Annotated in this window: 8 protein-coding genes; 4 read left to right on the top strand and 4 right to left on the bottom strand. The window is 45.3% G+C overall.

Annotated features, from left to right (window positions below; genetic code table 11):
- From ACOCD9_RS08980 to ACOCD9_RS08970, 3 genes are all read right to left on the bottom strand, one after another.
- A partial coding sequence (locus tag ACOCD9_RS08980; RefSeq protein WP_419547150.1) for a DUF2887 domain-containing protein occupies positions 1-135 on the bottom strand: 135 nt, incomplete at its 3' end.
- A gap of 9 nt (positions 136-144) precedes the next feature.
- Positions 145-270: a hypothetical protein gene (locus ACOCD9_RS08975; RefSeq protein WP_271948157.1), complete on the bottom strand. Its 126-nt coding sequence runs from the start codon at positions 268-270 to the stop codon at positions 145-147.
- Positions 271-299: 29 nt separating this feature from the next.
- A complete protein-coding gene (locus ACOCD9_RS08970) occupies positions 300-608 on the bottom strand; it encodes a hypothetical protein (RefSeq protein ID WP_419547149.1) in 309 nt (102 codons plus the stop codon).
- Positions 609-614: 6 nt separating this feature from the next.
- Here ACOCD9_RS08970 and ACOCD9_RS08965 point away from each other — a divergent pair, with 6 nt between their 5' ends.
- The 4 genes from ACOCD9_RS08965 (at position 615) to ACOCD9_RS08950 (ending at position 4,930) form a co-directional block, all read left to right on the top strand.
- Complete coding sequence (locus tag ACOCD9_RS08965) at positions 615-2,525, top strand: heavy metal translocating P-type ATPase (RefSeq protein WP_419547148.1); 1,911 nt, start codon at positions 615-617, stop codon at positions 2,523-2,525.
- 20 nt (positions 2,526-2,545) lie between these two features.
- Entirely contained in the window at positions 2,546-3,826 is a 1,281-nt protein-coding gene (gene hisS, locus ACOCD9_RS08960; protein ID WP_419547147.1) for a histidine--tRNA ligase, read from the top strand.
- A gap of 99 nt (positions 3,827-3,925) precedes the next feature.
- Positions 3,926-4,141, top strand: coding sequence for a hypothetical protein (locus tag ACOCD9_RS08955; protein WP_419547145.1), 216 nt, complete (start codon positions 3,926-3,928; stop codon positions 4,139-4,141).
- 138 nt (positions 4,142-4,279) lie between these two features.
- On the top strand, positions 4,280-4,930 hold the full coding sequence (locus tag ACOCD9_RS08950) for a hypothetical protein (protein WP_419547144.1): 651 nt from the start codon (positions 4,280-4,282) through the stop codon (positions 4,928-4,930).
- 238 nt (positions 4,931-5,168) lie between these two features.
- Here the strand turns inward: ACOCD9_RS08950 and murJ are convergent.
- On the bottom strand, positions 5,169-6,806 hold a 1,638-nt coding region (gene murJ, locus ACOCD9_RS08945), incomplete at its 5' end, for a murein biosynthesis integral membrane protein MurJ (protein ID WP_419547142.1).

The raw sequence follows: 6,806 nt of genomic DNA, 5'->3' as shown, positions 1-6,806 counted from the left end.
GCGAAAAGATAGTTGTTTCACCTCTACGGAGGAAAATCGATAGAAATCGGCTAATTCCCTGGGAAAGTCGATTAACTCAAACAGAAGATCGGGAAAGGTTTGAAAAAGTCGGTAGAAAATCGTGTCGGTTTTCATGAGTTCGGTCTATTCCGCTGGTGCGTCACGGGGTTCTGGAGGAGTATTTTTGACTTCTTTGGGGTTAATTGCCTTCGGACTGGCAATAAAGAGCGATTTTAGCCAATTCCAGAGCTTTTTTAGTAAGGATAGCATCGAAGAAAAGCGTCAAGAAGATAAGGAAATTATATCTCTACTGCCGAAAGTCGTCCCTCTACCGGTTCAAATTCGTCCTCTAGTAGCCAATTTTCCGCTTCCTCGTAACTCGCACCGGTGAATACTACCTGATAACTCTCAGAAGGATCGTACACGCGATAGTTTCCTGAAGATTCAGCCAGTAAAAGCAAGATATAGGGAGGAGATAGCAGCGGATCGATCCAAAACTCGGCAAAATTCCAATTATTATCGGTTAGGTTAGCTGCAGGGGATAACGTACTAGGGGTTTTCTGCATCGATCCAATTTTTTCTAGAATGGGGAGAAAAGTAATTGCCATCGATCCATGATTCAGAGTATCTCGTCCTCTTGGTTGTCTGAGTATTCCTCGGCAGTTGCCGCAGGAATTTGCGCTATTTTAGTCTTTTTTGGTTGGTTATGCCTACACCTTAATCTGATCGGCCTGGCTTTTATCCTACTAGCGATCGCATATCTGGTGGGAGGATACGAGAGTACCCAAGCAGGATTGACGACTTTATGGGAGGAAAAAGAACTAGATGTGGACCTGTTAATGATTGTAGCGGCCTTGGGGGCGGCGATTTTGGGACTCTGGGACAGTAATTACTATCTCATCATCGATGGAGCCATTTTAATCCTGATTTTCGCTATTAGTGGCGCATTAGAACAGATTGCCATGGCAAAAACCGATCGCAATATTCGTTCTCTCATGGCGATGACTCCCGATACTGCTAGATTAATCACGGGAGACAGGGAAAAAGAGGTTCCTATCAAGCAATTACGGATCGGTGATACAGTTTTAGTCAAACCGGGTGAATTAATCCCCATTGATGGCATTATTATGGAGGGAAACAGTCCCATCAATCAAGCGCCAATTACCGGAGAATCGCTTCCCGTGGATAAAACCATCGGTGAAGAAGTCTTTGCGGGAACTCTCAACGGTGCGGGAGTGCTACGTTTAAAGGTGGAAACTCCCCCCGAAAGTCGCTTAATTGAGAGGGTGATTCGTTTGGTAGAAAAAGCGCAAAATGAATCCCCTCCCTCCCAAGAGTTTATCGAAGGTTTCGAGCGAGGTTATGCGAAAATTATCGTGATTTTGGGCTTAATTTTCGGGATTTTACCGCCTTTTTTCTGGGGTTGGACCTGGGAAACCACCATCTATCGGGCCTTAATTTTTCTCGTGGTGGCTTCTCCCTGTGCTTTAATGGCCTCAATTATGCCAGCTTTGTTATCGGGTATCGCTAACGGGGCAAAACAGGGGATTTTATTCAAAAATGGCGCAAGATTGGAGATGATCGGCCGCATACGAGCGATCGCTTTTGATAAAACCGGCACTCTCACCCTTGGTAAGTTGCAAGTGGTGGAAATTATCCCTATCCATGCAGTCAGCGAAAATGAGGTGTTAGCGGTGGCTGCATCCCTAGAATCCTGTTCGGAACATCCCATCGGATCCGCTATTACCGCCACAGCCAGGGAACGTGGTATAAATTTCTTCAGTGCTAATCAGGTGCAAGCGGTATCGGGACGGGGTATCACGGGAAAAATTGCCGATAAGTCGGTATCTGTGGGCAATTTTGCCTATATTCGTGACCATATTGCTGATCTTGACCAGAATATTTTAGCTATCCGCGAACGTTTACAAAAAGAAGGCAGAACCCTAGTTTGGGTAGTACAAGAGAATCAAATAATCGGTGCGATCGCTGTGGCTGATACCCTGCGGGAATCGGCAGTTAATCTGGTGAAGCAGCTAAAAAAGATCGGTATCGAACATATCGTTTTAATTACGGGTGATAATCAACAAAGTGCCGATAAAGTTGCTGAAAAACTCGGTATTGAGGAGGTTTACGCTGATTTACTGCCCGAAGATAAGTTAACCGTGATCAAAAATCTCCAAGAAAAATATCACACTGTCGCTATGGTGGGGGATGGCATTAATGACGCGCCCGCTTTAGCTATGGCTAATGTGGGGATTGCCATGGGAAAAGCTGGTAGTGATGTGGCCTTGGAAACGGCCGATATTATCCTTATGTCCGATAATTTAGCCAAAATTCCCAGCGCAATTAACCTCGGTCGTCGTGCCAATCGCATTGTTAAACAGAATATCACTTTCGCCCTCGCGTTTATCGGCATATTGCTAATAGCCAATTTTGCCGGTGATATAACTTTACCTCTTGGTGTCATCGGTCATGAAGGATCGACGGTATTAGTGACTCTAAGCGGTTTAAGATTGTTCAAATAGGGATAAAAATACAGAGAACTATGGGCGAAATCCAGGCAATCCGAGGCACAAAAGATATTTTACCGGCGGAGATCGGTTACTGGCAGTGGTTAGAGGAAACTGCCAGCAGAATTTTAGGGACTGCGCTGTATCAAGAGATACGAACTCCCATTTTTGAACAGACGCAACTTTTTGAACGGGGTATCGGGGAAGCGACGGACGTGGTGGGTAAAGAAATGTACACTTTCCTCGATCGCGGTCAACGTTCCCTGACTTTGCGACCGGAGGGAACGGCTGGGGTCGTTCGCGCCTATATTGAACACAAATTACAGGCCGCCGGAGGAGTACAAAGACTCTGGTATAAGGGGCCGATGTTTCGTTATGAACGTCCGCAAGCGGGTAGGCAGCGACAGTTTCATCAAATTGGGGTCGAATTGTTGGGAAGTGATGACCCTAGGGCGGATGTGGAAGTAATTACCCTTGCCAGCGAGATATTAAAAGCTGTGGGGCTAGAAAACCTAAAATTAGATATTAATTCCCTGGGAAATGCCCAAGATAGGCAAAATTATCGTCAGGCCTTGCTAGATTATTTGACTCCCTACAAAGCTGATTTAGACGCGGATTCTCAACAGAGATTAGAAAAAAATCCCCTGCGAATTTTGGATAGTAAGGACGAGAAAACCAAGATTATCTGTAAGAATGCCCCCAGTATTCTTGAGCATCTAGGCAGTGATTCTCAAAAGCATTTTGAACGGGTGCAATCTTTACTAACCGATTTGGGAGTTATCTATAATATTAATCCCTGTTTAGTGCGAGGATTGGACTATTACACTCATACGGCCTTTGAAATTCAGTCCGATGATTTAGGCGCTCAAGCTACGGTTTGCGGTGGGGGTCGTTATGATGGTTTAATAGCTCAATTAGGCGGACCAGACACACCAGCAGTGGGTTGGGCGATCGGTTTAGAACGTCTGATTATATTATTACAACAAAAGCAATCTTTATCTTTTTTGGTTCCCGATTTTTATCTCGTCTCCAAAGGAGAAAAAGCTGAGGCCCGCAGTGTGGTGTTAGCGCAACAATTACGCGGATTGGGGTTTAGCGTCGAGTTAGACTTAAGCGGCAGCGCTTTCGGAAAACAATTTAAACGGGCCGATCGAGCTAAGGCGGTGGGCTGTATAATTTTGGGGGATGCTGAGGCTGAAAATGGCACGGTACAACTGAAATGGATGGCCACCCAAGAACAAATTAGTCTAACCCAAGCGGATTTATTGACACAAGCAGGGGAATTAAAAGCGCAAATCTCTCGGCACAAATCCTAAGTTTTAGCGTCATGGCCAAACATTAGGCTCTCTTGTTCTTTGTGTCCTTTGTGGTTAGTTCTACTCGCTGGGTGCATCTCATTTTTGTAAATCTACCAATTGGGATTTTTACGGGGAAACCCTCTGCTAAAATCGGACGTTGTTTCTGATTTTACCACTCAATCCAGGCTTTTGGGGGGTTCTACCCCCCAAACCCCCCGTTGGGGGCGTGGCGCGGTCACTGAGCGTGTCGAAGTGCCGCCCCCAAACCCCCCGCGCATTAGTTTTTCGGTGGGATGCTTACACGCAGCTGCTGATACATTTGTCATCATCTAAGAGTCACTGATAATTGCTGATTGTCGGTATTCCTGCAAATGTGAGATGCAGCCCACTCGCTCGCTGGCGGGACTGTATCCTAGAATACATTTTACCCACCAAACCTAAGAGGCCAAACATTAGGCCTAGGCTAAGATTATGGAATTTATACTGCAAAAACAAGGGGAGAATCACGGACGCACAATTTCTACTAATTCTCTAGAAATTGTCTCGGGAAACTATCGTCTTTTAGCCCGTCTGGATTCTCCTTTTGCTCATATTGAAGTGCGTATCGATTACGAATCTCCGGACAGTAGTGAAAGATATACTCATTATTATCGATCGGATGCCGGGGGTTGGCTAGAAATTTTTTCCTATCGAGATTTAGGAATAGGTAGCTGGAAAATTCGCTGTTATGGGGATATTCTGGCAGAATTAGGGGGGCAAGGTTGGCAAGAAATGTTAACTTTAATTGTTACTCCTGTTAAGATCAATTATCTGGCTCAATTAGAACAGTTAATTAAAACCGAAATTGAACCTTTATTAGCACAAGAATCCTCTCCGGAGATGGTAAAATTAGAATTTGCTGATTTAACCAATAATTCTGCCTTTGTTTTTGATTTATGCCTACCAGAGGAAACAATGACCGCTAGAGAAGGGGTAACTCTAGAACTGCCAGAACCTGCTAATATGAAAAAGAGCCTTCAAAGTTTATCTAATCGCAATTCTGCACCCCTACCCCCGAAAATATCCGGTTCTAATTCTCGCCGAAAATCACCGCAACTGCCCCCAATTCCTAAAAATAAATAGGGTTTGCTGAATAAATGTGAAATATAGACGAGGTAAGGGTTTTATACCTTTTGCCCATCAAAAAGTGCCGACCCTTGGAGTGATTGGGGGAAAAATTCAGGTACTTTTTCCCTGAAAATTAGATAATTGACCAGATGAAAATCGGTAAAACCCTACACCCTACACCCTACACCCTGCCCCCAGAAAAAACTTTTTCAGCAAACCCTATGTAATGATGAGGTGAGGCAGCAACTTAAACCTAAGATTTTTTCAATAACTTCTGACGAACTCGCGAGATTAATAGGTCTAATTCTGGTAACTTCAATAACATCGCACCGAGGAGGAATAAACCCACCGCTACCGTTGAGGCCAAACCTAACTGTAATAATTGTAAGAAAATATTACCAGCACCGAAAACCTTTTCCCAACCCCAACTAGCACCCCAACTACCAACACCAGAAAGTATTGTAATTACCGTTAATCCCAATAAGGATAAACCCCATTCTCCTAGAGGTAAACCTCCTAAACGACGATTTAAAATTACCGTAAAAATGCCCATAGAAAGGATATTAACCCCCACAGTTGCTAAAACAATCCCCGGAGTACCAAAAGGTTTATACAAGAGGAAATCCAGCACACCATTGAGAAAAATATTCACCATACTCACCTTAAAGGGAGTGTCACCATCACCCAAAGCATAGAACACGCGTACTAAAACATCGCGGCCAAGATAGAAAAACATCCCGAAACCGTAGGCCATTAATACGGGAACCACCTGTTCCGAGGCAGCCAGATTAAAGGCACCCCGTTGATAGATAACCCGCACTACCGGGAAAGCGAGGGCGATAAAGATAGCCGTGAAGGGTAACATGGTTAAAGCCGTCAATAATAAACCCTGACGGATTCTTTGCTTCAATTCTCCCCAATTTTCCGGTTCCGTCAGTCGAGAAAATATCGGCATAAACGGCACGAGAATCATGTTGGACATGATGCCCAAGGGCGTGAGAACGATAAAACTGGCGTAACGCATGGAAGCGGCGGCATTTTCGATAAAAGAAGCGAAAAAGAGGTCAGTATAAACGTTAATATGCAACATTCCCGAAGATAAGGTCGCCGGAATCATCACCCGCAACACCTCCGACACCCCCGGTATCCGCCAATCCCAACGAAATGTTAATTTTCCTAAACCTGCCTTGACTTGTGCGCCCACTTGTGCTAACCATTGCCAGAGCGCCCCAACGAGAGTACCGCCAGCGAGGACAAAACCCCCCAGTTGCACATATTGCGGCTCATCAATGCGATCGCCAACGAACCAAGCCAGCAAACCCACCCCGATAATCACCGCCACACTGGAAAAAAGCGGACTGAGACTCGGTAGCCAGTATTGATCCGCCGCGTTGAGAGTACCGAAACCGATGCCGATTAAACCAGCTAAAACCGCCATGGGGGCCATAATTTGCAGTTGTTGAATGGCCATGCTGCGGGTGGCGGCATCTAAACCGGGGGCGAGAACATCGATAAAAATATTGGCAAAAACGATTAAAAAGACGGTGACAGCTAATAAAATCGCACTGACTAGGGTGGTAATAGTCTCGACAATCGGCGCGGACTCGGATTTATCTCTTTTGGCCAAAACACTGACCAAAGCGCTGTGAAAGGGGCCGTTAATGCCACCGAGGAGAATTAACAGAAAACCGGGGATAACGTAGGCAAAAGCGTAGGCGTTCACCACCGGCCCAACACCGTAGGCAGCGGCGATTACCTGTTCGCGGACTAAACCAAAAACCTTACTGATTAAGGTGGCAACGGCGACAATTCCAGCAATACCGGCTAAGGAACGGGTAGCTTTCTTACTAATGACGACACCTCGAAAGAAAACAACTGCATTGATCGATTC

Source organism: Microcystis sp., from assembly GCF_048564745.1.
GTDB classification, from domain to species: domain Bacteria; phylum Cyanobacteriota; class Cyanobacteriia; order Cyanobacteriales; family Microcystaceae; genus Microcystis; species Microcystis ichthyoblabe_A.
The sequence above is the reverse complement of the archived record's forward strand: the minus strand, read 5'-3'. Positions and strand labels throughout refer to the sequence as shown.

What these genes read in the sequence shown, in the direction of transcription:
- ACOCD9_RS08975 (WP_271948157.1), bottom strand. Translation starts at nt 270, where the DNA reads ATGCTATCCTTACTAAAAAAGCTCTGGAATTGGCTAAAATCGCTCTTT.
- ACOCD9_RS08970 (WP_419547149.1), bottom strand. Translation starts at nt 608, where the DNA reads ATGGCAATTACTTTTCTCCCCATTCTAGAAAAAATTGGATCGATGCAG.
- ACOCD9_RS08950 (WP_419547144.1), top strand. Translation starts at nt 4,280, where the DNA reads ATGGAATTTATACTGCAAAAACAAGGGGAGAATCACGGACGCACAATT.
- hisS (WP_419547147.1), top strand. Translation starts at nt 2,546, where the DNA reads ATGGGCGAAATCCAGGCAATCCGAGGCACAAAAGATATTTTACCGGCG.
- ACOCD9_RS08965 (WP_419547148.1), top strand. Translation starts at nt 615, where the DNA reads ATGATTCAGAGTATCTCGTCCTCTTGGTTGTCTGAGTATTCCTCGGCA.